A 25720-nucleotide genomic window follows, 5' to 3' on the forward strand; every position below is an offset into this window, starting at 1 on the left:
TTGGTGGGTGGCCGAGCTTTCAGTGCTCGGCCTTGGTGGTGGCGGTGGTGTGGTGGAGGTGGAGGCGGCCCGACGCCCAGTCGACGTGGGCCGGCTCCGACCGGATGGGCAGGGTGTCCGCGTGCAGGCACAGCGTGTCGGCGCCACGGATGTCGAGGTCGATGTCGAGCGGAGGTTCGCCTGCGCGCACGTCGGCGCTGAACAGCTGCATCCCGTCGGCGTGCACGCTCATCCGGGCGGCGGTGCCGGGGGTCTCGTCGTCGATCCCGATGCGGGCGGTGAAGCGGTCGGCCGAGCCGCCCAGGTAGAAATCGATCCGGGACGGCGTTGACGCGCCGAGCCCGTCGTCGAACTCCGTCCCGGCGATGCTCATGCGGCGACCGTCGGCCGGGTTGCCGCCACCGTTGCTCTGGTCGCGTTCGATCGGGCCGCTTTCGTTGTCGAACGCGACCATGGTCAGCGTCGACAGGCGGTGGGATCCGGGTGTCAAGGGTCGGAACAGTCGGGCGTGCGCCACGATCGGGATGTCGTCCTCGCCCGGCGTCTCGACCGTGACCACGCCGGCCCGGCCTGGTGCCAGGGCGGCGGGTGCGCTGACCGTCCAGCGGTCACCGCCGAGGTGTTCCGCTGACCAGCCGGGCGGTAGCCGCAGGCGTCCGTCGGTCCGCAGGACGGCCGTGCCGTCGGGACCGAGCAGTTGGACCGGTGGCTCCACCCGCGGGGCGGCCTGCTCGGGCCGCGCGACGGCTCGGTGCAGCTGGGTGCCGCGGGCGGCGACGATGGCGGCGAAGCCGCCGTTGTCCGCCACCTCGACGATCAGTTCGCCGTCGACGGACCGCCGGTGGGAGGCCAGGCCGCCCTCAGCGCCGTCGCCGACGATCCAGGCGTCGGCCGGCCCAAGTGCTAGCCGGTCGAGCGGGACGGTGAGCCGGCGCCCCGGCCCGGTGGCGATGCCGCCGATGAACCAGCGGTCGCCGTGGCGGCGGGCGAGGACGGCTTCGTGGTCGGGGTCGCCGGCGAGCAGCACCGTCTCATCCCACGAGGGTGCGAGTTCGGCGAGGAACCGTGCGGCCTGCGGCCGGGCGAGGTAGGCGTCGACGTCGTCGGCGAAGTGGGTGATGCCGCATTCGAACGCGACGCTGAGCGCGAGTTCGTGGCCGTCACTGGTTGTCCGCCCCGGCGCGCCGAACGCGACCGGCGTGTGGTCCATCGCCCCGACGACGTTGCGGGTGAACGGCTGGATCACGTTGTGCGCGGCGGTCAGCGGCGTGTCCTGGTAGAAGACGTAGTACTCGCTGCCTCGAACGGCTTCGTAGCCGATGACCTGCGGCCAGGTACGCGCCCAGCCCCGCGGGATGACCGAGCCGTGGAAGTTGACGTGCAGGCCGAGGCGGGCGGTCTCGGCGAGGATCCTGTCGTACCAGCGGTAGCGGTCCTTCGACTCCGACTCCATGAAGTCGACCTTGATGCCGGCGACGCCCCAGGACCGCCACAGCGCGAGCTTCGCCAGGTTCTGCGGCCCGTCGAGGTCGTGCCAGACAGCCCACAGGTGCACCTGGATGCCGCGGCGGCTCGCGTAGGCGACGATCTCGGGTACCCAGGTCTCGTCCCAGCCGCAGTCGATGAGCAGATGCTCCCAGCCGAGGCGGGCGGCGACGTCGACGAAGTGCCGCTGCCGGTGCAGCTGCGCCCCGGAGTGGAAGTCCGACCACCATGACCAGGCGGCACGGCCCGGACGCACCCACCGCGCGTCGGTCGACGGGTCGTGAGCGGGCGCCAACTCATCGACGAAGCGGCTTTCGACGATCGCGGCGAGGTCGCCGATCAGGAACACCCGCCAGGGGGTCACGGGACCGCGGGTGATCTCCACGGACTCGTCGGCCAGCGCGAACCGCGTCCCGCCCTCGTCGTCGATCTCGGCGTGGGCGCCGCTGAAGCGGCCGTCGATCGCTGCCTCGGTGAGCAGGACATACGGTCGCGGACGGGGCAGGCGGACGAGCAGCGGGAAGCCGTACGCGCCGGGGGGCAGCTCGACGACGTCGGCGCCGAAGCGCGGCGTCTCGTACCAGGTCTGGTACTCAAGCGCCCACACACGGGCGTCGGGTGCGACCGTGAGCCGGGTGCGGTCGGCGTCGAGCCGTCCGTGGCCCTCCAGCCGGGCAAGCACGTAGCGGACCGCCACCCCGTCCGCGCTGGCTCTCACGTGAATCTGCCACTCGAAACCGCTCTCGTGGCGCAGCTCGTAGACCGTCTCGAGATGCGCGTACCGGTGGGTCCCCGTCGCCTTACCCGAACGGGCGGTCCACTCGTCGATGATCTCGCTCTCGCGGGAACGCAGGAGGACAGAACCGACGTCCAGGTCGAGACCGCCGACGCGGATGCCCAGCAGCACCTTGTCGAGGACGGTTCGTCCCTCGCGGCGCACACGCAGGACGACACCGTCCGCTCGCACCTCTACCTCGGGCTCGACGCGCTCACACAGCGCCGTCGGGCCGATCTCGTTGACCACATCGTCTCCGTGCCGTACGGGGGCCGAGCGGGCGAATCCCCTGCACGGCAGGGCTCCGACGCTAGGTTCGCGGCAGCCCGCCGGGAATGTTCATTCGAACTCAGAGCCTGGACGATCCGCTTCTGTCTGAAGGGGTCGTGTGGCGGCGAGACGTCGGGAACCGTCCCCTCCACAGGGACGATCAGCGCACGATGGTGATCCGGTTGACGCGCATGCCGTCCGACGAGATTTCCGTCAGCGTGTCCGTGGTCCTCCCGACAGCCCGCGGGCGATGTCGTGCAGATGGGCGATGCGGGAAAGCGGTGTCGGCTATGGTGCGGGCGCCACGGCGGTAGTCGCGGAGGATCTTCCCGCACGTGAGCCGGATCGCGACCCACCGATGGCTCGCCAGCGTGCTACTCACCGTGGCCGCCACGCCGGCTCGGGCCGCAGAGTCGGCAGCCCGCGCTGCGAGCACCACCATCACCCCTGATCGCTGCGCGGCAGCAGGCGCAGCAGCGCGAACGTCGTGGCGATACCGAGGTATGCCCGTCACGACGATGACGCAGACCGCAGGCAGGGGATTGCACGACTTTCTGCCATGGTGCGACTACGGCACTGACCAGGGCTGGCGCGTTTCGGCAGGCGCAAGCCGAATGCCGGTTCACCTGGACAATCCGCTGGTAACCGCGCACGATAGAGCCGTGCCGCTCCAGGAGGGATTTCGGGGGCAGCGATTGGCCTCGGTGCCCCGTCCGCTCGTCGCCGAGGCCCTGCGGCGTCCGATCACCGGGCGGCTCCTCGTCACCGACGCCGGGTACTACCCCAATGCCGCCGACCACCGGATGCACCGCCCTCGAGGCACCCCCGAGGTGGTCCTGATCGTATGTGCCTCCGGCATGGGCTGGGCGCGCGTCGGCTCGGGCATGCATCGGATCGGAGCGTGGCAGGCGCTGGTCATCCCCGACGGCGTCGCACACGAGTACGGTGCCGCCGAGCGCGAGCCCTGGACGATCTGGTGGGCGCATCTGATGGGCTCGGACGTGTCAAAGCTGATGGACTGCATGGCGGCCACGGCCGAGCGGCCCGTGGTGCCGGTGCGGGCCATCGATCGCGCGGTGGCGCTGCTGGACGAGATCGTCACCTCCCTCGAACGCGACCAGTCACCCATCCGCCTACTGGGCGCGGCGGGAGCCGCCTGGAAGCTGTTGACGCAGATCAGCGTCGACCGGCTACTTCCCGAACCGGGCGACCCGCTGCAACGCGCCATGAGCTACCTGGCCGAGCGGCTCGACGGGAAGGTGAGCGTGCCCGAGCTGGCGCAGCTGGTGGGGGTGTCGCCGTCGCACCTGAGCACCCTGTTTCGCAGAGCGACCGGAGGCGGGGTGTTGGCTCACCACACCGCGTTGCGGATGGCGAAGGCGCGGCAGCTACTCGACACGACAGGTGTGACGGTCGCCAAGATCGCTTCCGAGATCGGCTTCGACGACGCCTTCTACTTCTCCCGAGTCTTCCGGAGGCACCACGGGATGAGCCCGAGCAGTTTCCGCAACCGCCATGACGGCTAGCGCGTAAACCTCGCGCGGCTCAGGTCGCTCACCTCGCCCGCCGCGGCCCCGCTCACGCTGGGCGCATTGAACGAACGTGCCCGCCGATCGGCTGACGGTGGCGTGATTATGCATGGCCGCCTCCGGTCACCGTGCCGGTGGTCAGTTGCGGTCTGCCCTGCACGATCTTCCCGATACGGGTTACCTGGTCGTCGAGATCCCGGCGTTCGGCGACGGTGAGCGTGGTCAACGGTTCGACCGTGACATTCAGCCTGTGTCCGCAGCAGCGGGAGGTCCCAGATGCCGGCAACGGTGCCGCCGATGAGCACCGAGGTCGCCCGCCATCGCCGTCGTTCACCGGTCCGAGGCCAAACCTGGGGCGCCAAGAAGCGATCGCGGCCGGGCGGCCCCATGACTCGGGCCGCCCCTCCCCTGTTGGGGATACGACGGTGGGCGCGTCGCGATCCGGCAACGGTCTGGGCCCTCAGCTAACCCCCGCAGAGCGCATTGCCCGACCTGGGTAGTTACTGCAGGCGGGTGTATTGCCACCGTCCCGACCTCCCCTTAGTTGAGGCGATCATCAGCCACGGGGTCGGCTGATTGGCAGAGTCAGGTCTGTGCGGGGATTCGGTCGGCTCCATCTGGCCCACGGCGAGGGCAGGGTTACTCGGCTGGAGCTGTTCCTGGACCTGATCTTCGTGTTCGCGTTTTTGAACGTGACGGGTGTGACCGCCGAACACCTCAATCCGGCCGGCCTTGCCCGAGGTTTGCTGCTGCTTGTGCTGTTGTGGGGTTGCTGGGCGCCGTACGCGTGGCTGGGCAACATCGTCCGGCTGGACCGGGGCATCATGCCGGTGTTCGTGTTCGGACTGAGCGCGCTGCTCTTCGTGTTGGGCCTGACGGCCAGGGAGGCATTCGTCGATCGCCCCGGCGGGCTTTCAGGACCGATCGTGTTCGCGGTCTGCTACATACTCGCTCGCGGTAGCGCCCTCACGTTCGCCACCGCCGCCGGTGTGGCGGAACCAGGCACCCGCCGCCGGCTGCGGAAAGCCGGGCCGGCGCTCGCGTCCGGTGGGCTGGCGCTGTTGGCTGCTGCCCTCGTGACGTCGTATGAGCACAGCGAGCAGGGGTTCGGCGCGGACGGGGCGACCCGCGAATGGATCCGGTTCACCCTGGTCGCGGTGGCGATCGTTGCCGCGTATGCCGGCGCTCTCCTGCTGGGTTCGGGCACCTGGCAGATAAGATCTATCCGCTACTGGGTGGAACGGCACAGCTTGATCATCCTGATCGGTGTCGGCGAGGCCATCATCTCGGTCGGGCTGGGCCAGGGTGTGGCCGTGGCGCATCCGCTCACCCTGCAGCTGCTGGCTGGCGCGCTGCTCGGTGTCGCGCTTGCCGGGTTCCTGTGGTGGACCTACTTCGACGTGGCTCGGTTCGCCGCGGAGCAGGCGCTGGAACGGGCATCGGAGGCCCGACGAGCGCTCCTCGGGCGCGACGCGTACAGCTTCCTGCACCTGCCGATGATGGCCGGGCTCATCCTGGTCGCTCTCGGCATCCACCACATGCTGTCCGAGATGCGTGTGCCGTCGGAAACGTCGGCCGAGATGCGGCTGCTCGTGCTCTACGGCGGGGTGATCCTCTATCTCGTCGGCCTGATCCTGTTCGAGGTGCGCACGCTGCGCCTGCTCGGCCGGTCACCCATCCTCGGAATCCTGCTAGTCGGATCCCTGGCAGTGATCGCTCCTCGTGTGCCGGTGCTGGCCCAACTGGCGCTGTTGACGGCCGCGGTGGGTGCCATGGCCCTGGCCGACGCCACTGTCTTCCGGCGCCGCCACCGCCGGCTGCACGCGGAAATACAACCCGTTCTCCTCAAGCAGACCGGGGTGACGCCGAAGGAACTCTTCTTCGACCTGGTCTACGTATACGCGTTCCTGCAGGTCGCCGCGCTGATGGCCGAGGACCCGACCTGGCGTGGAGTGGTACGCGGACTGCTGGTGCTCATCGTTCTCTGGTCTGCCTGGTGCGCCTACACCTGGCTGGGCATCGCAGTCCGCTCGGAGCGCCCGGTGGTGCTGCTGTTGATGGTGCTGGTCGTCGCGCTCACCGCGCTGATCACCCTGGCCAGCCCAGAAGCGTTCAACGCCGACGGTAGCGGCCTGCCAGGACCGCTGGTCTTCGTGGCCTGCTACGCGCTGATCCGGCTGTTGTTCCTCGGCGCGTTCTGGCTCAACGTCCGGCACAACCCGACGCAGCGCGCCGCCGTGGGGCGCAACGCGGTACCGACCCTGCTGGCGCTCGCCATCCTGTCTGCCGCCGCGTTGATCCCAGAGCCGGCCGGGGATACTCGGCTGCTGACCCCCGCGCGCGCCGGGCTCTGGATCGCCGCCATCGCCGTGGACCTAGTCGGCAACCGGCTCGCCGCACGCCGCCACCCGTGGACATGGTCCGCGGAGCACTGGGCCGACCGGTACAGCCTCATCATCATCATCGCGCTCGGCCAAGCCGTAATCTCCATGGGCACCGCCGTGGTCTACACGCCCATCTCCGCGCGGATCATCGTCGCCACCGTACTTGGCACCGCCCTGCTCACCGCACTCTGGTGGATCTACTTCAGCACCACCGCCATACACGGCAAGCGGATGCTCTCCGCAAGCCAGCAAGAGCAGCGTGCAGTGCTCGCTCAGGACGCCTACGCGCTACTGCACCTGCCGATGATCGCCGGCATCGTGTTCGTCTCACTCGGGCTCGGCAAAACGATGTCCGTGCTGGGCAGCCGAGGCCTATTCGAACTCGGCGCCCCGCTCTACCCGCTGCCGCACCTCGCTCTATTCGGTGGCGTGATCATCTACCTGCTCGCCGACCACGCGTTCCGCTGGCGGCTAACCCGCCGATCCCACCCACACCGGATCGCCCAGACCCTCGTGATCACAGCACTGGCACCCGCCACCGCCCAACTACCGGCCCTGGCCGCGCTCGCCGCACTCACCGCAGTCTGCCTCGGGTTCCTCACGATCGAAGTAAAACGCCGAGGCACGATTGCCCGACCAGCTCGCTAACGGGGATGCGTGCCTGAACACGCGTCGTCAGTCCGCCACCTACCGGTAACGCGGCTGCGGCCGGACTGGTCACCCTGACGTCACCTAACCGATCACCCACAGAGAGCACGGCAGTGCGTCCTCGCCGGTCGGCGGCCACGCTCGCCCCACATCCCCGTGCACCCCCGGAGGATCACATGACCAACCCGACTACCCCGATGTCCGCAGAAACACGAGACATCGCCGCGAGGTGGGCCCAGGCAGCGCTGGCCACCGGACCCGCGGACCGCACCGAAGCCGCCGCTCGCGCGGCCTACCGGGCCGCCGGGCATCCCGAACCCTCTCGCTTCGTCTGGTGCCCATCACCGTCGGCCGCCGGTGGCCAATTGCGGCGCCTCCTCGATGACGGGCGCACGTCGCTGGTCGGGTCAGTCCGGGGCGGCAACCTCAACCGCTGCCTCGCCGCGGTGCGCGCGCCGATCTGGGCGCAGAGCAGCGACGCCGACAGGGTCGCCGCCTTCAGAGACGCCCCGATCACAGCCGTTCCCCGGCGCAGCGCCACCGACGCGAACCGCACCAAGACCCATCACCAAATCACGGCGAGCTCGGTGGCCGCTGGCCTGTAAACGAGTAGCCTCGCCGGCGTGGATGCCCGGTTCCGGCGCGGGATGCGGCTGATGCGAGGCCATGATCGTCAGGCCCAGGAGGACGGTTTCCCCCAGCTGCGCCCTCACGTCGGTGAGGACGTGACGACGCGTCACCTTGTGCGCCCCAAGGGCAGGGCGCCAGCAGAGTCATCGCGTGTCCGGCTTGGCTGGTTGGTAGAGACGCGCCCTTGCCCGTGGTACCAGGGCAGGCGCCACACCCGCGGCCGGTCAGATGCTGAACGCAAAGTGTGGCGGCTGGCGGGGTCACGACGCGCGGATACGGTTCGTGCGATTGGATGCAAACTGTCGCCGTGTGTCCTGGGAGCGCCCCGTGAATTTGTATGATCAGCTTGCCGGTGTTGACCTGCCGACCCTTCAGGCGTTGGAGGCGGCTCTGGCGTTGGGTGGCCTGGTCACCGAGGCGGAGGTGTCGGCGTTGGTCGGCGCCGACGCGATGCCGTACCTGCAGCGTGCTGCTGATGCGGGGCTGGTCGCGCGGCTACGCGGCCGCTTCGCGGTAAACGGCATAATGGGCGAGGTCTTCGCCCGTCCGCTGGGTGTCGGTCCGTCGGCTGGGCAACTCGCCTCGCTGTTGAGCGCCGACGATCTGAAGGTCGTCGCGAGCACGCTGGGGCTGCCTACGAAGGGCCGCAAGGCGGACCTGCTGGAGGCCGTGGCGGAGTTCTTCGTCGATGCGGAGAACCTTCACGGTCTCGTCAAACGGATGCCGAAAGCGACGCGGACGGTGTTGGAGAAGGCTGACCGGGACGGTGGACGGGTCCGTCACTACGGTAGCAGCGGCATCGCACACCGTAGCCGGTACCCGAATTCTTACCGGCAGGTGCATCCGCTGGACTGGGCCGAGGAGCACGGGCTGGTCTACCGCGTGACCTGGGAGGAATATCAGCTGGCGGGCCAGGTCGCGCTCGCTTTGCGAGGAGTGGACTACCGCGCTCCGTTTCAGCCGCAGGAACCGGCGGTTGCCTGGCACGCGCCGGACCCTGCGACAGTACGCCGCGACGCCCAGGCGCAGGGCATCGCCGTGGTCGGGCTGATGTCGGCGCTGCTGGACGGGGCGGGACGTGACCCGTTGGCTACGGTCAAGGCCGGCGGCGTGGGTGTGCGCGAGATGACGCGGACAGCCAGGACGCTCGGCGTGACGGTGTCGACCGTGCGGCTGATCCTGGCGGTCGCCGAGGAGGCCGGGCTGGCCGAACTCGACGACCGCGTGATGCCGACGGCCGCGTACGATCGCTGGCTCACGCTCAGTCTGGACCGGCGGCTGTCGGTGATGCTCAAGGCGTGGGTCGAGCTGGACTATCTGCCGTCGTCGCAGACCGGGCCGTGGGTTCCGGAGCACGGCCAAAGCTGGTCTGCGCGAGCCCGGATGACCGCGCTGCGGTCGTTGGGTGACCGGGCGACGACCGATCTCGAGCAGGCGGCGCAGTGGATGTGGTGGCGGCAGCCCCTGGCCTTCGGTGGCGCCACGACGGTGCGCGGCCTGCTGGAGGAGGCCACGACGTTGGGGGTTCTCGGCGCGGGCGCGATCAGCCCCGCCGGGCAGGCGCTGCTGGCCGGTGAGGACATCGCCGAGGCCGTTGGTGACCTGGGTGAGGTTGCCCGTACCGCGCGGCTGCAGGCCGACCTGACCGCGGTCGTGGTCGGAACACCAGCTCCGCAACTGGCGGAACTGCTCGACGCCGTCGCCGTCGTGGAGTCCCGCGGAACGGCCACGACCTGGCGCTTCACCCCAACAACAGTACGCAACGCGTACGACGCAGGGTGGACCGAGCAACGTCTGGCAAAAAGCCCTGACGAAGATCACCGAAGACGGACTGCCGCAACCGCTGGCCTTCCTGCTGGCCGACGTCGCCCGCCAGCACGGATCGGTGCAGGTCGCGCCCGCGGCCAGCACCCTGGTCAGCGACGACACCGCGCTGCTGGCGCAGATCTGCGCGGACAAGCGGCTGGCCAAGCTCAACCTGCGTCTACTCGCGCCGACCGTACTGGCCAGCCAAGCCACCACAGCTGACACGATGGCCGCCCTCCGCAAGGCCGGCTACGCGCCCCGCCAGCAGAACGCCGACGGCCGCGATGTCATCGAGAAAGTCCGCCGCCACCGGGCCTGACGGGTTGGAGTGCAAGATGTTGATCGTGCGGGCGACCAGGAAACTCCTCGATCACGCCAACCCGCCCCGAACTGTCGAAGGAGATCGCGACACGACTCTGCTGGGCCCGTGGTACGCCACCGCGCTGTTCTGGCGTCCCCGGCTGGCGCTGCTGGTGAACGAGCGGACTCTGCTGCCGGCCTTGCTGCCGCTGGCGCCGGTGCGCAGCATTCCCGACCGCATCCCCGATGAGATCGCGACGGTACTCGACGCCCACCGGGTGCCCAGGGCCATCACCGTCGACGAGCTACGGAACATGCAGGATTGCCGGTTCGCCCCGACGGCCAGCCGCAGCGTCGTCGGGATCATGAACGAATTCAGCAAGCTGGCCGAGATCTACGCCAACGGTTCGGCCCGCACCAACCTCGTCGCGCTGTCACTGCGGCTGGCCCGGACGCCCTGCAGCCCCCTGTACGGCAAGAACGTGAGCCCGGACCGTGAACTGGCGGCATTGATACGCTCCACCGCTGCTTGATCACGGAAGAGGGTCGACGGCCTGTAACAGGGCGAGTAGACCGTCGACCGCCTCCTACTCGTTCGGGATCCGCCCGTTCGAGTCGGGTGGTGGCAGGTAGGTCGGCCTGCCACCACCCAATCATCGTCATCTACTGCTGATCTTCTGGCTGTCGTTTGGGGCTACGGAGTATGCGCACTGTGGTGTGGAGCTTGATCGGTGCATCGTCCGGTCCTCTAAGGAACGGGTTGATGTAGACGGGGCGTCGTAGCGATCTGCCGGGTCCGTAGGGCTGGTTGCGCCAGTGGCCAGAGACCCAGAATCGGGTCGTCCGCACCGGCGCCGAGTCACCCGGGGCCGGGCGCGTGCCGGACGGTGTGGTGGTGCGGCTGCCGCGGATGCCCACGATCCGCACCTGGGGTGCAGGGCGGTCGGCGCGGGCGTATGCCTTCCGAACGGCTTTGGCGATGTCCGCTGGCCTGATGTCCGCGGCCTGCTGGGCGATGAGCAACCATGTCGCGACCAGCGCCGCCGCCGGGTGGTCGCCGGGCAGCAGGTCGTGTTCGCGAACGTGGGCGGCTCTGATCGGGGTGAGCCAGCCGACCTGTTCGCGTAGCCGCTGCAGTGGTTTGCCGTCGAGGCCCGCGCCGGCGGTCCGGTAGGTGATCAGGTGCCAGCGGTCCTCGTCGCTTGTCCAAGAGACGGCGGTGATCCGCCGGGGTGTGACCGGCCGCGACCAGGTGAGCAGCCCGTCGGTGGAGGGCATGAGGTCGCGGCTGATGGTGACGTCGGGCAGATGCGCTACGGCGTGTTCGGCCAGGTCGGTGAAGTTGCTGTCGATCCAGAACAGGGGTGATCGGTCCAGGCCGTCGGCGATCTGTGGGCGTGCCTCGTTGATGCGGAGCGTGGTGGGGAGGTCGTCGGCGCCTCGGTAGAAGCGGGTGAGCCGGTCACGGACCTTCGGGAGTTCGCGGGCGCTGATGGTGGTGGGCGGCCAGGCGGTCGTCGTGATGAGTGTTCGCCCGGGCAGCCGGGCGTGGAGGAACGCCCGGTGCAGGTGGGCGACGCGTTCTCGCGCCTGCGGGTGGTTGCCGAAGCCGAGCGTGCGTACGGCTCGGTCGATGACGTTGTCGGTCCTGCCGTCGTCGATGTGGGTTTGGCAGGTCACGCAGGCCGCCCAGGCGCGGCCGAAGTTTTGCACAAGGCCTGCACGCGAACCGATGGCGACGGCGGAGACGTCGCCGCCGACGAGGGTCCAGGTCGGGTATGGGTCTCCGCAGAAGTCGCAGGTGCGGTGCACGGTGTCGAGTTGGCTGACGGGGACGGGCACCGGTTCGTGTCCGTCGGTGGTGAGTTGGATGGGGTGCACGTAGGTGGGCGGCACGCCGAGGGTGTTCAGCGGGGCGAGGCAGATCTGGCAGGCCATCTCCCCGCGCGGGGCCTTCATGCCGTCGCCTCGTCGTTGAGCTGGCGCCGGTCGCGGACCCGAGGTCCTTGGCGTAGCCGGGTGGGGGGCATGGCCATCCCCGGCTCGTAGATGGCGTGCCGGTTTCCGCCCCTGCGCTTGGCGTGGTACATGGCGATGTCGGCCCGGTGCAGGGCGACGTCTTCGAGCCCGTCGCTGCTGTCGACAACGGCAATGCCGACGCTGGCGGTGGCGTCGACCTTGACGACGTCGCCGCCCACGGTCAGTTGGAGGGGTTCGGCGATGACGACGACGAACGTCTCGGCGATGCGGGCGAGATCGCTGCCGCGGACAGGGAGCAGGGCGGCGTACTCGTCGCCGGCGAGCCGCGCGGCGACGCCGCCGTGCAGTGCAGCTGCTTCGTCGATGCGGTCGGCGATCTCGATGAGGAGGGCGTCGCCGATGTCGTGGCCGTGGGTGTCGTTGACGGTCTTGAACTCGTCGAGGTCGATCAGCGCGACGAGGATCGGCTGTGGGGCGGCGATGGCGGTGTGGGCGGCGCGCAGGCCGGCCCGGTTGAGCAGCCCGGTGAGCGGGTCGCGGGCGAGGCAGCGGAGGGCGTCGGCGAGGGCGGCGCGGACGCGTCGCAGCACCGCGGCCAGGTAGCAGCCCCATCCGGCGAGGACGAGCGCCGCGGCGGTGCTGGCAATCAGGGTGAGTGTGGTGAACACTGGTGTCCTCCAGGTGTTGGAGAACCCGGGACGCGACGTTTCCTAGGCGGGCGTCCCGGGTCCTGAATGTGACGACGGCCCGCCGATGGCGGGCCGTTTGTCGTGGGACGTGCCGCCGGGATGGCGGCGGGTGGTGCGGTCAGGTGGTCACGGCCATGCCGGCCGGTCGTCCGCTGTCGCTGTGGCTTGCGGCGGTGGCGGGTGGGCGGCCTGGGCGGCGCGGAGCTGAGCGGCCAGGGCGGTGGAAATCTCGGCATAGGGTTCGACGGCCAAGAGCACCTCGATCGGATCGAGGATCGCCGCGTGCAGGCCGAGCCGGACCGTGTCAGGTTGGTTGTCCGGGTCGGTGACCGGGTCCCAGGCGAAGTCGACGACAGTGGCGAAGTAGGTGCGGTGCGGGTTCCAGCCGACCTGGATGGTGTATCGCTCGAAGCCGGGTTTGGGTGTAAGGGTGTAGAGGCTCATCTGTTCCCTTCGCGCAGGTGCGGTCGGAGTCCGTCCGGTAGGAGTCGTCGTGCGACGGGTTGCGACGCAGCGGGTGGCGCCAGGCGAGCTCGGTGGGATCGCAGACCGTTCTCAGGCCTCGGCGTGGCGGGCGCGTTCCTCGGCCAGTTCGACGACCTTGTCGCGTCGCGCGACGGGCAGACCGGCGAGCAGGTCGACGTACTGCTGCTCCTGGGCGCTGATCGGTTCGGCGAATGCCGCCTTGTACACCAGGCGCGCTGCCTCGTGCGCGGCTTCGATGGGGCCGCTGTGGTCGTAGGCGGAGGCGACCTGGCGGAGTTGTTCGGCGGCGGTGAGCGGGTCTCGGGACAGGGTGGTGTCGTAGAGGCGGAAGCTGGCCGGCAGGTCCGCAGCGCGGATCGCGGTGATCAGGCTCAGGTTGGCCTGGACGTGGTAGGCGTACGCCTCGGTCCGGGCCGGCGTTTCACCGCGGGCGCGGACGGCCGCGCGTTCGGCGTGCCAGCGCAGCCGGGCTTCTTCGGCGTGCCGGGCGAGGGCGAGCAGCATGCTGCGGGTGGGATCCACGGGGTTCCTCCTGGGTTTGGGCTACTGGGTTGCGGGCTTGGTCCGAGCGCCGGCAGTGGCGTGCGCGAACGCCGATGGCGGGAGTCCGGCATGCAGTGCCTGCAGCAGCAGGTCGGCGAGCCGGTAGGCGGGATCGACCTGCAGGGCGCGCTCCGCGGCCATGGCCGCTAGGACGCCGTCGCCGCAGCGCCACGCGGTGACGGCGAGCAGGGTGGCCGGTGCCGGCACGAGCGGTTCGTCGGCGCGGCGGGTGACGTCGGTCCAGAGCGTGACGTGCCGGTCGTGTGGCGGGGTGAGGTCGACGGCCAGGTCCCGCACCGGCGTGCGGGTCAGGAGCAGGGTGAGCCAGGCGATCTCGTCGTCGGTGAGCCGCCTGTCGGGCTGTCGCAGCACACCGCGGACCGCTTGCGCACCGGCCTCGTCCAGGTCGGTGCCGTCGGTATTCGCGGCCTCGAGGCGGGTGGCCGCCCTTGTGGTGGCGTGGCGCATGCCGTCGCGGGCGGCACCGGTAACGGGTGCGAATCGGGCGGCCACGGCTGCCCGGTCCGGTAGGGCGACGAGCCCGGCGGCGGTGGCCTGTACGGCGACCAGTGAGCTGGTGGGGTCGCACGGGATTCCCTGGGGTGGGCAGCAGGCGGGGTTGTGGCAGGTGAGGTCGACAACTCGGGTGCCGGTGACCCGCAACACCTCGCGGACGGTCATCCCGCCGGCGGTGAACGCCTCGCCGGCGGCACGCAGTGCGGGATTGACGTGGTCGGCGGTCCCGTAGCCGATGATCATGAGGTCGGTGATCGGCCGCTGGCGCCGCACGACCGACACCAGGTGGGCGGCGAGGTCGATGAGGTGACCTGCGGGCGTACCGGGGGCGGGTAGGTCGGTGCGGGCGGCGAAGACAATCCGCCGGTCGCGGCTGGCGATGACAACGATGCTGCCGTCGCCGGGTCGGAAGCCGAGCAGGTACGGCACCGCGGCCACCAGGTCGGCGGCGGAACGCACGATCAGCTTGCTGTCGGGGAAAGACATGATGATCTCCGTGTACGGACGGCGGGGTCGAGCCCGCGGATGTCGGCGCGGGGGCACGAGCGCGTCTGCCGGCGTCGGCTGGCGCACGTCTGCGCGGAAGCAGACGCGGGGACCATGCGCCTGAAGGGTTGGGGGTGCTCTGCCCCGGTCACCGGTGCGGCGAGTACCGGGGTGCGGGTGCGGAAGGTCTGCGGGTCGCCGGCGGCGGCCGACCGGAAGGTGGGCGCGATGCCGTCGCGGACGCGTCAGACCAGCACAAGAGGAACTAAAGAAAATGAGCCTTCAGGCTAGCCACGTCTTGTGCGGCGGGAGCGGGGCTGTCAGACCCAGCGGTCTGGCAGAACCTGACAGCCCACCTTTGACCGGATCGGCCGACACACTCAATGCGCAGCATGAGCGCCCACTCGATCGATGGCCTGGGCGCCGACAGCGCGCTCTGTCAGCGGCATGAGCGGGCGTTGCCGCTTTGCGCCGAGCGGCGAACTGCGCCAGTGCGGCCACACGTTGGGGGACTGTTGGACATCTCGGGCGTTGTCCTGCTCCGGGTACGACACGCGGAAAGCCGATCTGCAGGGTGCCGCAGCCCCAGCCGGGCGTTGGCTGGAGCAACACTCTCCAGTTGACACTTGATAAAGCAGCTGCTTGAGTACTGCGCATGGAATCCACTGTCGAGGATGAGCGGCTCGATGCCCTGTTCACGGCGCTCGCCGACCGCACCAGGCGCGACATCGTGGCCCGGCTGAGCGTGGGTGAGGCGACGGTCAAGGAGTTGGCGGAGCCGTATGCCATGAGCATGCAGGCCGTGTCGCAGCACCTCGGGGTGCTCGAGCGGTCCGGCCTGATCAGCCGGGGGCGGCACCGGCAGACACGGCCGTGCCGGTTCGAACCGGCGGCGCTCGAGGCTGCGGTGTCGTGGATCGAGGAGAGCCGGCGCACGTGGTCAGAGCGAATGGACCGGCTGGAGACACACCTCGCCCGCTTGCAGAAGCGTGAGAACCAGTGAACGACGACGAATTCGTCTACCGCCGGGTCTTCCACGCGCCGCGCGAGTTGGTGTGGCGGTGCCTCACCGAGCCCGCTGAGCTCGCGCACTTCTGGGGCCCGCGCGGCATGGCCGCCCCGATCGACGGCATTATCGTCGAACTCCACCCCGGCGGCCGCTTCGAGACCCTGATGCTCGGCGAGCACGGCAGCCACCGGATGGTCGCCACCTTCACCGAGGTCGTCCCGCCCGAGCGGCTCGCCTGGGTCGAGCCGGCGAGCGGGATGCACACCACCAGCACGCTCAACGACCTCGGTGACGGCAGCACCGCGGTCGTCATCCATCAGCGGCACGTGCCCGAGGCGATGCGCACGCCCGAGGCCCGCGCCGGCTTTCTCACCTCCCTCGACAAGCTCGAGGAGCACCTCACCCACCTCATGCAAGGAGACCGATCGTGACCGACCTGCAGTCCTGGGTGACGCCGACCTACCACCGGCTCGCCGATCTCCTCGCCGCCGCACCCGTCGAGACGTGGGATGCCCCGTCGCTGTGCGAGAAGTGGCTCGTCCGCCACGTGATCGCGCACGTGACGATGCCGGTGCGGCTGACACCCGAGCAGTTCGGGGCCGAGATGGCGGCGGCCGGCGGCGACTTCACCACGCTCTCCGACACCGTGGCCGCGCGGGACGCCTCGCTGCCGGTCGCCGACCTCCTCGACCAACTCCGATCGCCGGAACTACACGCGTGGCAGCCACCGGGCGGCGGTGCCGTCGGTGCACTGAGCCATGCCGTCATCCACTCGCTGGACGTGACGATCACGCTCGGCCATCCCGCGGTCGCACCGGGAGAAGCGGTGACCGCCATCCTCGACCAGCTCACCGCCGTCAACGGCACCTGGTTCGGCGTCGACCTGACCAATGTCCGGCTCGAGGCCGCCGACACCGACTGGAACTGGGGAAACGGCCAGCTCGTTCGCGCCGACAGCGGCTCGCTCGTGGCACTCCTGAGCGGCCGCGCGCTGCCCGACGGCCGGACACTGCCCCGCGGCTGATACACCGAGGCCGACGCGCCTTCAGATGAAAACCCCGGAACAGCACCTGCGCGGATGTCCAACACGACCCCCACGTGTTGCCGTATCGGCTACCGCAGGGCAAGAGATACGGATAGCTTCGGCCTGCGCTGTTGGCCCGGTCTGACGTCCGCACATCGGCAGTTCAGGATGCCGGGCACCACGGGACGCCGAACACCGAGCGTGACGGCTCGTCGAGTACCGGCGCGCACGGACGGCGGCAGAAGCGTGCACTCGATCAAGGCCGACCGCGAAGCGGGGCAGCGCTTGAGCGCCGACTCCCGCACACGGGCGGATCGCCGGTCACCTCCATCTTCGAAGCCGGGTGCATTGTTTGCAGTGCTGGGGCTGCCGGCTGGTTCCTCGTTGCCATCACCATCGGCGGTCTGGCCCCTCATGAGCCCTGTGTGTGACCGACGGCCTGAGCGATGGCGAGGGTGTGCTGGTACTCGCGCCAGTGGGCCACTTTGCCGTCTCGAGTCCGCATCACCGCGATGAAGGGCGCCGAGGCGGTTACCCCGGTCGCGGTGTGCGTGCCGACCAGTTCGTACTCGATCACGATCGTCTCGGGGTCAGCGGTCTCGTGCACGACCACGTTGCGGCAGTCGTCGAAGCGGACGGGGAACGCCGCCTGGCTGGCTCGTGTGTACTCGAGGACCCGCTGCTTGCCCACGGTGCGCGTCGGGCGGCCGGGTGCGGCGAACGGCGTCTCGATCACGACATCGTCGGCGAGCATCTCAGCCTCGTAGGTGGGCTGGTTCGCGAGCCAGTGGGCGCGCATGCTGTCGAAGATTGTTCTTGGGGTCACGATGGTCCTCCCGGATAATGAGTCAACACTCGACTTGCGTCGAGGATAGTGAGTGGAGGCTCATTTTGATGGAGGGCACGCCACTGCGCGCCGACGCGCAGCGCAACCGCGCACGCATCCTGGACGCCGCCGAGGCGGTCTTCGCCGAGTTCGGTCCCCGCGGCTCCACCGAGGAGGTGGCCCGACGAGCCGGTGTCGCCATCGGCACGGTCTTCCGCCACTTCCCCACGAAGGACGACCTGCTCGCCGCGATCATGAAGCGGTTGCTGGCGCAGCTTGTCGAGGACGCCGAACAGCGGGACCTGTTCGATTTTTTGACCCACATGGTCGCGCAGGCCGCAGCGAAGAAGACCGTCGTCGACCTGCTCGCCGGCTCCGGGGTGGACATCCGGCTGCCCGACGCGGTCAGCCACTTGGAGGACGCGGTCGACAGGTTGCTGCAACAAGCCCGAGCCGCCGGAGGCGTCGCGGCCACGGTTCGACTACCCGAGGTGATGGCACTCCTTGCCAGCGTGTGCCAAGGAGCCCTGCACGGTGGGTGGGACGAGCAGCTGCAGACCCGTACGCTCGCGGTCATCTTCGCCGGCCTGAAACGCAACTGACCGCCACCCGTCGCCGAGGCAGACCATGCCTGACCGCAGCTAAGGGGCTGTCCGACGCAGCTGCCACTGCTTGATCAATCATCCGCACATCGGCAGATCCGAGCGTCGGTCGTGCGAGATTGGCCCTCGCGAAAGGTCGCGAGCCATCATGCGGCAATCCGTGCTCTCCGCGCATCGGCATGGCACCGGCCAAGCTTCACCCCGTGGTTGATTGACCATGGGGCGACGACATATGCGTCGTCGCCCGCCGGTCGACCGCCGCCGACCGCATTCGCTGTGTGAGCCCTTGGGTTCGCCTGAACTTCACGACTTCTGGCCTCGCCTCAGGACCAACACATCCTCATGTGCGACGAGGTGCACGGGCAGTCCCTGAGCCCGCGATTTCCGCACCGCCATGAGCCCGAACATCGAGGCGCGGTGCACGATCTGGCCGTCGCGGACGGCGGCGAGCAGCGCCGCGCATCGCTGCACCGGTGTCAGCCCGACCGACTGCGCGACCGTCAGGAGCTCACCGGGTAGGTCGATGAAGTCGTCGGGGAGACGGCGCACCGGCCGGCAGGTGAGGACGACTGTGCCGCCGGGGCGCAGCAGCTGGTAGCTGGCGGACAGGATCGCGGCGAACCCGCCGAGGAGACCTGACCAGCCGGCGTAGGCGAGGTTGCCGCGCTCACCGTCGCCATAGCGATGGGCCCGCTTCCTGACCCCGGCTCCGGTCGTCCGGACCAGTCCGTGGGTGAACCGCCCGTACGGCGGTGAGGTGAGCAGGAGCCCAACCTCGCCGACCGCGGACGCGGGGGCGAGATCCAGCAGACGGGTCGCGTCGCCGGTGATGACCCTTGCGGCGCCGGTGGCGCCCTGGGATGCGGCGAGGGCGACGTTGGCCGCTGCCAGGGCGGTGAACCGTGGTTCGATGTCAACGCCGAGCGCGTCACGGCCGAGATGCATGGCCTCGACGAGGGTGGTGCCTGATCCGCACATCGGGTCGAGCACCAGATCTCCTGGCGCGGTGTAGGAGGCGATGGCGTGCGCGGCGAGGTGGGGCAGCATCTTGCCTGGGTGCGTGGACGACTGCGGCACGTACCGGCCGCGTCGCTGGTCACGGGACGGCTGCTGGCAGGTCAACCACAGCGACGTGACCGGCATCGGCTCAGACATCATCGTCGCCTCCCGGTGCGGCATCCCGCGAGTTCGTTGGAGTGACGAACGGGCGGAAGTGCTCCTGGCTGGGCAGATCGCCTCGCTGAGCACGCCAACGGAGTAGAACCACGGTCCGACGGCACGCGCCGGCCGGCACGCGCGGCCAACCGCCAACCGGCCTGGCCGTTTCACTCAGAAGAGCGGTCCCGCGCCAGCCGCCATACTGTCGCCCATGAACCGGGACGTGCGCAGCGACGACAACTGCCGCCTGTGGGTCGAACAGGCCGGCACAGGGCCGCCGCTGGTGCTCTGTCACGGCGGTCCGGGCATGTGGGACTACCTCGACCCAGTCGCCCGCCTGCTCGAAGGTCGTGCCCGCACCATCCGATGGGACCAGCGCGGCTGTGGACGCTCGCAGCGGCGCGGACCATACAGCGTCGCCCGCTTCGTCGCCGACCTCGACGCGGTACGCGACCAACTGGCCGGACCACGAATGGCCCTGTTGGGCCACTCGTGGGGTGCGCACCTGGCGTTGCGGTACGCGATCGAACACCCCGAACGGGTCAGTCATCTGATCTACGTGTCCGGGACCGGCATCGACCCCGACCGTGGCTGGCACCCGCACTACAAGCGGAATATGAGGCTGCGGCTCGGACATCATCTGGACCGGTGGGAGGCCCTCAGCGCCCGCGCCCGCACGCCCGATGAGGACCGCGAACAGGCGGTACTGCAATGGTCGGCCGACTTCGCCGACCACGGCACCGCGCTGCGCCACGCCGAACGCATGGCCACCCCATGGCTGGGCATCAACTACGACTGCAACCAGGCCATCAACGCCGAGGTCAAGCAAGAGCTCAGCAACTCCGAGATGGCCATGCGGTGCCGAGCGCTCGAGCTGCCCGTGCTGATCATCGACGGCACCGAGGACATCCGCCCACGCTGGGCCGTCGACTCGCTGCACCAAGCGTTGACCAACAGCCAACGGGTGAGCCTCGCGGGATCTGGTCACTTGCCGTGGGTCGAGAACCCTGACGGTTTCCGTGAAGCGGTGACCGCCTTCCTGACGCATCACAGCCGTCAGACCCTCGGCCAGGTTCACCGCGGACTCCCGGATCGGCGATAGCGTGACTGCGCAGACGAACCCTCGGGTTCGTATCGAGAACCGGTCGATTTCCCTGAACTCTCGGGAATCTCGGCTCGGGTGAAGACCAGCACGTCGGTGTGGATGTCCATCTGAGTCCGGTGCCCGCGCGTGGGTGGCTGGTCAGCGGCCACGATGTGCTGCAGGTAGGACAGGCATGCCTGCTTGGCCGCGATGACGACGTCGACCGGCAGGATCGGGTCACCGTGCCCCAGCAGCACGGCCAGGCATCCGCCGGGCAGGAGCTTCGCCCGGCACCGGACGAAGAACTCCACCGCGCCGGCACCGCGGGTGAGTGGCCAACCGGTGACGATCAGCATCGCCACCCCGCTCCCCCACCCCATCAAGCGCGCCCCCAGCAGGTGACGGCGGCGGCGGGCGGCGGTGATGGCGTGGGCCAGCTGCGGCCCCTGGGTCAGGTCGATGATCAGGTCGGACGGGTGGGTGAGGTTGTGGACCAGCCGGCTAGCCATCGCGTGGGACATGGTCTCGCCGCGCTGTGGGGCGGGTACCGGCCAGACGGTGATCGGGACGGGCGGGTCGCCGGGCACCACGTCCCCCACGGGGACCGGTGCGCCGTCGTGGTTTCTGTCGGTCATGGGGCTGGTGGCCCCCGGCCGGCGGGCGTACTGACGTTTCCCAGTGCGCCGCCGACAGGTCGGTCGAACCCTCCTGGGACCTGACAGAACCTGTCACGCCGGTCGCCTGACAGCCCCGTCAGCGGGCGCGCGGGACCCTCACCGCGGCGAACCTGACGCGACCGGTCCTGGTCTGACAAACGCTCGTGCTGTCGGGTCGGGCTGTCCCAATCGAGATCTCGGAGCCCTCGCAGACGGCGAAGCTCCCGTCGAAGGGGACGAGCCCATGGCAATAACCATCCGTATGAGGACGGCCGACACGGCGCTGACCACCGCCGAGAAGGCATTCGCGCTTCTGACGTGCGAACCCGCTCCGCTGACGTTCGACGCCCGGGCGGTGCCGGGTCTGCCGGATACGACGATGCCGCTGGACGAGCTGCGCAAGCTGCTGCTGTGCGAGCGCTACGACAGCAGCACGACCGACGAGCTGTGGCGGCAACTGGCCCACCATGCGCGTGAGTGCGGACCGGCGTGGGTCGTGGGTGCGATCGGCGTGGCGGTGCCCGCGCTGACGCACCTCGCGGCGAGGATCAGCCGCGGACACACCAGGCACGCCGACGATGTCGACTCCGAAGTGTTGGCCGGGTTCCTGCAGGCGCTGCGCACGGCGGACCTCGCCCCGCCCCGGCTGTGGCTGCGGCTGTGCTGGGCGGCATGGCGCGCAGGCGCCGCGGTCGCCAACAGCGACGACGGCCAGGAGCTCCCGCTGGACCTGTCCAGCGGCTCGCGCTCGCCGAGAATGCCCTACGGGCACCCGGACCTGCTGCTCGGCCGCGCAGCCGCCGCCGGCCTGATTACCACCGAGGCCGCCGAGCTGATCAGCGCTACCCGCTTCGGTGACGCGCTGATCGAGCACCTGGCCGCCGAGATGGGCGTGGCCGCGTCGGCCCTGCGCATGCGTCGGCGCCGCGCCGAGCGCGTCGTGGCCGCTGCTGTGACGCGAGGCGACCTGTCCGACCCGGTCCGCCCCTGCGCCCACCGTGAGGGCGCGGTCGCGGCCTGACAACGCCGCCAGGTCAGTACACGGGCCGGAGCACCACCGTTGAGGACCAAATCCAGTTCTGCACGCGACTGATGCCGTCGCCCGGGCTGCTCATAACCCAGTCGACCAGATCATCCAGCTACGCTCGGGGCCGTGCGCCGCCGAGGGAAGCCACGCGGATCGCGGCAACAAACATGCACGTCAGCGGCAGTCAGCGGCACCGTGGGGAAGCTCCCGGGTCGGCCCGTTGTCATGGCGGGATCAGATGCTCGGGGCGGCTGCATCAATCGGCTACTCCGGCCGGCGGTCACTTAGCGGGCAGGGCCCGCGTGTAGGTGACGCCCCGGTTGACCCAGCGCTGAAGGTCGGCATCCCTGGCGCACGCCGAGGGCCCGACTGTGATCCAGCCGCGCATGGGCCGACCGCGCATCTGCGTCTGTTCCGCGCCGTCTTCGACCAGCAGTTGCGCAGACTGCGCGGGGTCGACGCGGACCATCAGGCCACCTGCGCCGCGGATTACCACCGCCATGTTGCCGTTGAGCATCAGCGCCAGGCCGCCGAACATCCGCCTCTCGTCGATCCCGGGCTCACGCCCGATCAGCTCCCGCACGCGGTTGGCGAGATCCTCGTCATATGCCATATCCACATCCTGGCACCGGGCTGTGACGGATCCTCTGGCAGAGCAGGGGTCGACGGCGGGGGTCCGGATGACGACGCGCTTCAGCAGATGGCCCGTTCGATGCGGCGGAGCGCCGGGTTGGCTGGTGCCTGGTGCCCGCCGCAGGCCGGGTAGGTCGACGGCGATGGCCGCGGCCGGCCACGGGGCTGGCGTTGTTGGCCTGGCTGCCCGGGGCTATTGGGGCGACCCAGCGGTGGTTAGGGTCTGCGCGTGGATCTGGACGACATCGCCGCCCGGCTCGGGGTACCCGTCGAGGACGTCGACCGCGTGCACCGGCTCGCCGGCGACCGGCCGTCGGCTCCGCTGCCCGCCAAGGCCGACGCGCCCGCGATCCTCGACCGGCTCGCGGTGCGGCCGGACGACGCCGCTGAGATCATGGCGGGCTGGCCCGACCCGGACTCTGCCCTGTGGACTTCGGAGCTGCGCTGGCTGCTCGACCGCTCGATCGCCCTGGTCCGCGTCGATCTCGGCGGTCACGGCTGGCTGTCGCCCGGTCCGGCGCTGCCGCGCGAACGGGGCCCCGCCTGGCGGCATCTCTACGTGTACGCGTACCTGGCCCTGGTCGACGTCGTCAGGGGGTATCACCGCGACCACGGCATCGCCGATGCCGTGTCGTGGGTGACCCTCGCGGACCTGGGCCGCAACCTCGCGATCGACCGGCGGATGCACCGCGAGGGTTGGCCGGTCATGCAGAGCTGGCTGACGCTGCACGCCCGCGGCGGCATCTACGAGCTGGGCCGCCTGCAGCACCAGCGCGGCGGCACCGCCATCGACCTGCACATCCCCGAGTCGGGGCCGATGACCCCGGAGGCGGTCGCGGCGTCGCTCGACAGGGCCCGCGCGTTCTTCCCGCGCCACTTTCCCGACGAGCGCTACACGGCATTCTCTTGCGGCTCGTGGCTGCTCGACCCGCAGCTGCTGGAGTACCTGCCCGAGGACTCCAACATCGTCCGGTTCCAGCGGAGGTTCGAGCTGGAGCCCTACGAGGAGCCGGAAGGACTGGACGCCGACGTCGAGGTGCTGCGGTTCGTGTTCCGCACCCTGAGCACGCCGCTCGACCAGCTGCCGCGCCGCACCGTGCTCCAGCGCGCGATCGTCGACCACCTGAAGGCCGGCCGCCACTGGCGCATCCGCCGCGGCCACTTCCCGATCTAGGTCCACCGGGTCGAATCAGAGAACACGTCGTACGGATGACCGCCGAACATCGCGGCGGGTGCCGGCCGGGCGCTGCATTACCGAGCCGGGGCAGCTCGTTGCCGCACGTCGCGACGCGCTTGTCGCGCACAAGCGTTCCGCCACCATCGAGATCATCAATTCGCAGGAGAATGCGCTCGGGCAGGGCCGGTTCGGCACAGACCGCGACGGCTACAAGGCCATGCTCGCCGCCGGCCGCAAGCACAAGAGCGCCTTTGGGCGGTCGAGGGCTGCAACGGCATCGGCCGGCACGTCGCTCAACGCCTGGTCGCCGACGGCGAGACCGTCGTGGACGTTCCCGCGACGCTGTCTGCCCGGGCCCCTGTGTTCGCCACCGGCCAGGGCCGCAAGACCGACCCGGTCAATGCCCGCAGCGTCGCCGTGGTCGCCCTGCGCACCAAAGGTCTGCGGCAGGTCGTCACCGACGACACCACGGTCGCGATCGCAGCAACGCTTCAGCTCGCCGCCGGCGTCGGCGTGTGAACGGGTGGCGGCGCTTCGTCCAGTGCCTGCCGGCGCACGCCTCGGACGAGAAGGTAGCCGACCATCCAGAACTCGCCTACGGACGCGGGATACGCAAGTGCCTCGGCGACGACTTGTGCGTCAGGGGCGATGTACCTGATGAACGCGCTGAGCACGTACCCGACACCGCCGCCGACGAGGATCCAGCCCAGGGCGCGGGGCATCCAGCCCGATCGCAGCACGCACCAGCCCATGGGGATAAGCCACAGGCCGAAGAACAGTGGTCCCACGCCCCACAGGTTGTCGCTGACCAGGTACAGAACCTGGACGTTGGCCGCCGCGTCGCCGACCGGGTCGACCGATACCTCGACCGCCGTGGCCAACAGTGCCGCGCTCACGAGGCCCACGATCGCGTTGACCAGGCCGAAGGCGGCGATCCCGCTCGCGGCAATGGAGTCTACGGTGCGGAACAGGCGATAGAACCAGACGGCGGCGAGGGTTTGGGTGACTACCATGCCCAGCTCCAAGGCAACCCCAGCGCGGGAAAGCGACTCGTGCGTAACCAGGTTGGCCAGCGTCGCATTGGCGTCGTCGGCTGCGAAGAGCTGCGGGCGGACAATAAGGAACCCGAGTACGCCGGTGATGGCATTGCCGAGGTAGAACAGCCCGGTCATGCGGGCGGTACGTGTCAACGCGTGCATCGTGGCTCCTTCTCGATCCGGGCAGGGCGTTGAGGGGTTTGGACGATCTCTCCGTGATTTCGGGTGCGTGGAACCGGGCCGCGAGGCGATTGCCTCGTGCGCCGTGTCACGTTGTGGGGTCTACTCGTGAGTGTCGGGGTATCCGAAGACGTCGTCGAGTGGCACCCGGAATACCCGCGCGATCTGGAAGGCCATCTCCAATGACGGCGAGTAGCGGCCCTGTTCGATCGCGATGATGGTTTGGCGGGTCACCCCGATGTGGTCGGCCAGCTCCGCCTGGGTCATCCCCCCGTGGGCGAAGCGCAGCGCCCGGATCGAGTTGGTGACCCTGGTCGGCTTGCCCATGGCTACCAGCCCCGCCGGTACGCGACGATCTTCACCATCGACGAGGCCAGCGCGGCCAGGACGAACGCCAGGTAGAGCGCATGAGCGATCCAGAACTGCTCGACCTTCGCCATCGCCAGGACCAGCGGCACAATCGCGGCGATACTCATGACGTAGAACCCGACGTACTCACCCCGCCGGTTGATCTCCCGATCGCGCTCGTCGGTCCTGTCCGCATCCTTGGGCGAGGCCATGGCGGCCACGATGGCCAGGACGATGCCCGCGCCGATCCCGACGCCGATCGAGGTGAGCATCGGCCCCACGTAGGCGATCCTCGCCACGTCCGTGCCCGGCACCTTGGACAGCACGGTCGCCAGGTAGGCGACCGGGACGACGACGCCGACCAGGGCGTAGATCCAGGTGCGCTTCTCCTCTGAGGACATGTCCGCTCCGATGTAAGAAAAACTTGACATG

The 25720-nt window shown here is 69.6% G+C and carries 27 protein-coding genes and 1 pseudogene; 14 read left to right on the forward strand and 14 right to left on the reverse strand.

Annotated features, from left to right (window positions below; all coding sequences use genetic code 11):
* Nucleotides 1-19 precede the first annotated feature (19 nt).
* Entirely contained in the window at nucleotides 20-2509 is a 2490-nt protein-coding gene (locus O7603_RS07100) for a glycoside hydrolase family 97 catalytic domain-containing protein (RefSeq protein ID WP_281574874.1), read from the reverse strand.
* A gap of 683 nt (nucleotides 2510-3192) precedes the next feature.
* Between O7603_RS07100 and O7603_RS07105 the strand changes: the two genes are divergently transcribed.
* A complete protein-coding gene (locus O7603_RS07105; protein WP_281574875.1) occupies nucleotides 3193-4056 on the forward strand; it encodes an AraC family transcriptional regulator in 864 nt (287 codons plus the stop codon).
* Between the two features lie 106 nt (nucleotides 4057-4162).
* Here O7603_RS07105 and O7603_RS07110 read toward each other — a convergent pair whose 3' ends face one another.
* Nucleotides 4163-4285 (reverse strand): hypothetical protein, encoded by a 123-nt coding sequence (locus O7603_RS07110; protein ID WP_281574876.1) that lies wholly within the window; start codon nucleotides 4283-4285, stop codon nucleotides 4163-4165.
* Between the two features lie 367 nt (nucleotides 4286-4652).
* Between O7603_RS07110 and O7603_RS07115 the strand changes: the two genes are divergently transcribed.
* The 5 genes and pseudogenes from O7603_RS07115 (at nucleotide 4653) to O7603_RS07135 (ending at nucleotide 10360) form a co-directional block, all read left to right on the forward strand.
* Entirely contained in the window at nucleotides 4653-7091 is a 2439-nt protein-coding gene (locus O7603_RS07115; RefSeq protein ID WP_281574877.1) for a low temperature requirement protein A, read from the forward strand.
* Nucleotides 7092-7267: 176 nt separating this feature from the next.
* A complete protein-coding gene (locus O7603_RS07120; protein WP_281574878.1) occupies nucleotides 7268-7696 on the forward strand; it encodes a hypothetical protein in 429 nt (142 codons plus the stop codon).
* Nucleotides 7697-9167: 1471 nt separating this feature from the next.
* A pseudogene (locus O7603_RS07125) lies at nucleotides 9168-9461 on the forward strand (hypothetical protein); the annotation flags it as partial.
* Between the two features lie 115 nt (nucleotides 9462-9576).
* Nucleotides 9577-9846 carry a hypothetical protein gene (locus O7603_RS07130; protein ID WP_281576637.1) on the forward strand — a complete coding sequence of 90 codons (270 nt, stop codon included), beginning with the start codon at nucleotides 9577-9579 and terminating at the stop codon, nucleotides 9844-9846.
* Nucleotides 9847-9862: 16 nt separating this feature from the next.
* A complete protein-coding gene (locus tag O7603_RS07135) occupies nucleotides 9863-10360 on the forward strand; it encodes a hypothetical protein (protein WP_281574879.1) in 498 nt (165 codons plus the stop codon).
* A 130-nt stretch (nucleotides 10361-10490) separates the two neighbouring features.
* Here O7603_RS07135 and O7603_RS07140 read toward each other — a convergent pair whose 3' ends face one another.
* The 5 genes from O7603_RS07140 to O7603_RS07160 all read right to left on the reverse strand — a co-directional run bounded on the left by O7603_RS07140 (nucleotide 10491) and on the right by O7603_RS07160 (nucleotide 14527).
* Nucleotides 10491-11786 (reverse strand): hypothetical protein, encoded by a 1296-nt coding sequence (locus O7603_RS07140; protein WP_281574880.1) that lies wholly within the window; start codon nucleotides 11784-11786, stop codon nucleotides 10491-10493.
* Complete coding sequence (locus O7603_RS07145; RefSeq protein ID WP_281574881.1) at nucleotides 11783-12475, reverse strand: GGDEF domain-containing protein; 693 nt, start codon at nucleotides 12473-12475, stop codon at nucleotides 11783-11785. Before O7603_RS07145 ends, O7603_RS07140 begins: the two co-directional genes overlap by 4 nt.
* Nucleotides 12476-12622: 147 nt before the next feature.
* Nucleotides 12623-12940 carry a hypothetical protein gene (locus tag O7603_RS07150; RefSeq protein ID WP_281574882.1) on the reverse strand — a complete coding sequence of 106 codons (318 nt, stop codon included), beginning with the start codon at nucleotides 12938-12940 and terminating at the stop codon, nucleotides 12623-12625.
* A gap of 111 nt (nucleotides 12941-13051) precedes the next feature.
* Nucleotides 13052-13504: a hypothetical protein gene (locus O7603_RS07155; protein WP_281574883.1), complete on the reverse strand. Its 453-nt coding sequence runs from the start codon at nucleotides 13502-13504 to the stop codon at nucleotides 13052-13054.
* A 21-nt stretch (nucleotides 13505-13525) separates the two neighbouring features.
* Nucleotides 13526-14527 carry a DUF4192 domain-containing protein gene (locus tag O7603_RS07160; RefSeq protein ID WP_281574884.1) on the reverse strand — a complete coding sequence of 334 codons (1002 nt, stop codon included), beginning with the start codon at nucleotides 14525-14527 and terminating at the stop codon, nucleotides 13526-13528.
* 655 nt (nucleotides 14528-15182) lie between these two features.
* Between O7603_RS07160 and O7603_RS07165 the strand changes: the two genes are divergently transcribed.
* Genes O7603_RS07165 through O7603_RS07175 form a run of 3 tightly spaced genes read left to right on the forward strand, consistent with a single transcriptional unit; the run spans nucleotide 15183 to nucleotide 16560 of the window.
* Nucleotides 15183-15530: a metalloregulator ArsR/SmtB family transcription factor gene (locus O7603_RS07165; RefSeq protein WP_281574885.1), complete on the forward strand. Its 348-nt coding sequence runs from the start codon at nucleotides 15183-15185 to the stop codon at nucleotides 15528-15530.
* Nucleotides 15527-15967, forward strand: a complete 441-nt coding sequence (locus O7603_RS07170) for an SRPBCC domain-containing protein (protein WP_281574886.1) — start codon at nucleotides 15527-15529, stop codon at nucleotides 15965-15967. Before O7603_RS07165 ends, O7603_RS07170 begins: the two co-directional genes overlap by 4 nt.
* The gene (locus O7603_RS07175) at nucleotides 15964-16560 is read left to right on the forward strand and encodes a maleylpyruvate isomerase family mycothiol-dependent enzyme (RefSeq protein WP_281574887.1); all 597 of its coding nucleotides are present in this window, start codon (nucleotides 15964-15966) and stop codon (nucleotides 16558-16560) included. The genes O7603_RS07170 and O7603_RS07175 overlap by 4 nt, the downstream gene beginning before the upstream one ends.
* Before the next feature lie 412 nt (nucleotides 16561-16972).
* Here O7603_RS07175 and O7603_RS07180 read toward each other — a convergent pair whose 3' ends face one another.
* Nucleotides 16973-17359, reverse strand: a complete 387-nt coding sequence (locus O7603_RS07180) for a nuclear transport factor 2 family protein (RefSeq protein WP_281574888.1) — start codon at nucleotides 17357-17359, stop codon at nucleotides 16973-16975.
* Between the two features lie 95 nt (nucleotides 17360-17454).
* Between O7603_RS07180 and O7603_RS07185 the strand changes: the two genes are divergently transcribed.
* Nucleotides 17455-17988, forward strand: a complete 534-nt coding sequence (locus O7603_RS07185) for a TetR/AcrR family transcriptional regulator (RefSeq protein WP_281574889.1) — start codon at nucleotides 17455-17457, stop codon at nucleotides 17986-17988.
* Nucleotides 17989-18291: 303 nt separating this feature from the next.
* Here the strand turns inward: O7603_RS07185 and O7603_RS07190 are convergent, their stop codons facing one another.
* Nucleotides 18292-19143 (reverse strand): DNA methyltransferase, encoded by an 852-nt coding sequence (locus tag O7603_RS07190; RefSeq protein WP_281574890.1) that lies wholly within the window; start codon nucleotides 19141-19143, stop codon nucleotides 18292-18294.
* 214 nt (nucleotides 19144-19357) lie between these two features.
* Here O7603_RS07190 and O7603_RS07195 point away from each other — a divergent pair, with 214 nt between their 5' ends.
* A complete protein-coding gene (locus tag O7603_RS07195; protein ID WP_281574891.1) occupies nucleotides 19358-20248 on the forward strand; it encodes an alpha/beta hydrolase in 891 nt (296 codons plus the stop codon).
* On the opposite strand, the gene O7603_RS07200 is transcribed toward O7603_RS07195, so the two are convergent.
* On the reverse strand, nucleotides 20221-20865 hold the full coding sequence (locus O7603_RS07200) for a hypothetical protein (protein ID WP_281574892.1): 645 nt from the start codon (nucleotides 20863-20865) through the stop codon (nucleotides 20221-20223). The two genes, O7603_RS07195 and O7603_RS07200, sit on opposite strands and share 28 nt — an antisense overlap.
* Nucleotides 20866-21130: 265 nt before the next feature.
* Between O7603_RS07200 and O7603_RS07205 the strand changes: the two genes are divergently transcribed.
* Nucleotides 21131-21907, forward strand: a complete 777-nt coding sequence (locus O7603_RS07205; RefSeq protein ID WP_281574893.1) for a hypothetical protein — start codon at nucleotides 21131-21133, stop codon at nucleotides 21905-21907.
* Between the two features lie 286 nt (nucleotides 21908-22193).
* Here the strand turns inward: O7603_RS07205 and O7603_RS07210 are convergent, their stop codons facing one another.
* Nucleotides 22194-22526 carry a TfoX/Sxy family protein gene (locus tag O7603_RS07210; RefSeq protein WP_281574894.1) on the reverse strand — a complete coding sequence of 111 codons (333 nt, stop codon included), beginning with the start codon at nucleotides 22524-22526 and terminating at the stop codon, nucleotides 22194-22196.
* A 249-nt stretch (nucleotides 22527-22775) separates the two neighbouring features.
* Between O7603_RS07210 and O7603_RS07215 the strand changes: the two genes are divergently transcribed.
* Both O7603_RS07215 and O7603_RS07220 read left to right on the forward strand, forming a co-directional pair.
* Entirely contained in the window at nucleotides 22776-23720 is a 945-nt protein-coding gene (locus tag O7603_RS07215) for an acyltransferase domain-containing protein (protein WP_281574895.1), read from the forward strand.
* Between the two features lie 327 nt (nucleotides 23721-24047).
* Nucleotides 24048-24242 (forward strand): hypothetical protein, encoded by a 195-nt coding sequence (locus tag O7603_RS07220; protein WP_281574896.1) that lies wholly within the window; start codon nucleotides 24048-24050, stop codon nucleotides 24240-24242.
* Here O7603_RS07220 and O7603_RS07225 read toward each other — a convergent pair.
* The 3 genes from O7603_RS07225 to O7603_RS07235 all read right to left on the reverse strand — a co-directional run bounded on the left by O7603_RS07225 (nucleotide 24215) and on the right by O7603_RS07235 (nucleotide 25689).
* Nucleotides 24215-24922 carry a DUF4386 domain-containing protein gene (locus O7603_RS07225; RefSeq protein ID WP_281574897.1) on the reverse strand — a complete coding sequence of 236 codons (708 nt, stop codon included), beginning with the start codon at nucleotides 24920-24922 and terminating at the stop codon, nucleotides 24215-24217. The genes O7603_RS07220 and O7603_RS07225 overlap by 28 nt on opposite strands.
* A 120-nt stretch (nucleotides 24923-25042) precedes the next feature.
* Nucleotides 25043-25267 (reverse strand): helix-turn-helix transcriptional regulator, encoded by a 225-nt coding sequence (locus tag O7603_RS07230; RefSeq protein ID WP_281574898.1) that lies wholly within the window; start codon nucleotides 25265-25267, stop codon nucleotides 25043-25045.
* A gap of 2 nt (nucleotides 25268-25269) precedes the next feature.
* Nucleotides 25270-25689, reverse strand: coding sequence for a hypothetical protein (locus tag O7603_RS07235; protein WP_281574899.1), 420 nt, complete (start codon nucleotides 25687-25689; stop codon nucleotides 25270-25272).
* Between the last annotated feature and the right edge of the window lie 31 nt (nucleotides 25690-25720).

The sequence above is a fragment of the Micromonospora sp. WMMD812 genome (assembly GCF_027497215.1).
Taxonomy (GTDB): Bacteria; Actinomycetota; Actinomycetes; order Mycobacteriales; family Micromonosporaceae; genus Micromonospora.

Coding starts and splice junctions, on each gene's coding strand:
- O7603_RS07120 (WP_281574878.1), top strand. CDS start 7,268: ATGACCAACCCGACTACCCCGATGTCCGCAGAAACACGAGACATCGCC.
- O7603_RS07135 (WP_281574879.1), top strand. CDS start 9,863: ATGTTGATCGTGCGGGCGACCAGGAAACTCCTCGATCACGCCAACCCG.
- O7603_RS07140 (WP_281574880.1), bottom strand. CDS start 11,786: ATGAAGGCCCCGCGCGGGGAGATGGCCTGCCAGATCTGCCTCGCCCCG.
- O7603_RS07150 (WP_281574882.1), bottom strand. CDS start 12,940: ATGAGCCTCTACACCCTTACACCCAAACCCGGCTTCGAGCGATACACC.
- O7603_RS07160 (WP_281574884.1), bottom strand. CDS start 14,527: ATGTCTTTCCCCGACAGCAAGCTGATCGTGCGTTCCGCCGCCGACCTG.
- O7603_RS07165 (WP_281574885.1), top strand. CDS start 15,183: ATGGAATCCACTGTCGAGGATGAGCGGCTCGATGCCCTGTTCACGGCG.
- O7603_RS07180 (WP_281574888.1), bottom strand. CDS start 17,359: ATGCGCGCCCACTGGCTCGCGAACCAGCCCACCTACGAGGCTGAGATG.
- O7603_RS07185 (WP_281574889.1), top strand. CDS start 17,455: ATGGAGGGCACGCCACTGCGCGCCGACGCGCAGCGCAACCGCGCACGC.
- O7603_RS07190 (WP_281574890.1), bottom strand. CDS start 19,143: ATGTCTGAGCCGATGCCGGTCACGTCGCTGTGGTTGACCTGCCAGCAG.
- O7603_RS07195 (WP_281574891.1), top strand. CDS start 19,358: ATGAACCGGGACGTGCGCAGCGACGACAACTGCCGCCTGTGGGTCGAA.
- O7603_RS07200 (WP_281574892.1), bottom strand. CDS start 20,865: ATGACCGACAGAAACCACGACGGCGCACCGGTCCCCGTGGGGGACGTG.
- O7603_RS07205 (WP_281574893.1), top strand. CDS start 21,131: ATGGCAATAACCATCCGTATGAGGACGGCCGACACGGCGCTGACCACC.
- O7603_RS07210 (WP_281574894.1), bottom strand. CDS start 22,526: ATGGCATATGACGAGGATCTCGCCAACCGCGTGCGGGAGCTGATCGGG.
- O7603_RS07225 (WP_281574897.1), bottom strand. CDS start 24,922: ATGCACGCGTTGACACGTACCGCCCGCATGACCGGGCTGTTCTACCTC.
- O7603_RS07230 (WP_281574898.1), bottom strand. CDS start 25,267: ATGGGCAAGCCGACCAGGGTCACCAACTCGATCCGGGCGCTGCGCTTC.
- O7603_RS07235 (WP_281574899.1), bottom strand. CDS start 25,689: ATGTCCTCAGAGGAGAAGCGCACCTGGATCTACGCCCTGGTCGGCGTC.